The organism is Hydrogenobaculum acidophilum (genome assembly GCF_054656715.1).
Map to the genome: position 1 here is coordinate 1 of NZ_BAAHXP010000083.1, position 216 is coordinate 216.

Here is a 216-nt window from a genome sequence, read left to right on the forward strand (position 1 = left end):
ACCACTGCCCATTTTACAAGCTTTTTCGTATAGTGTAGCTGCTTTTATATAGCTCTGTGGAACGCCTTGGCCATCTTTATATAAAGATCCAAGACCAGTACAACCAGCACCACTGCCCATTTTACAAGCTTTTTTGAATAGCATAGCTGCTTTTATATAGCTTTGTGGGACACCTTGGCCATGTTGATATAAAAATCCAAGATTATAACAACCAAG

At 38.9% G+C, this 216-nt stretch carries 1 protein-coding gene; it reads right to left on the reverse strand.

The window, feature by feature from the left end; genetic code table 11:
• Positions 1–216 (reverse strand): tetratricopeptide repeat protein (locus ACYQZV_RS09220; RefSeq protein WP_459895373.1); only part of this gene is annotated, 216 nt, incomplete at both ends.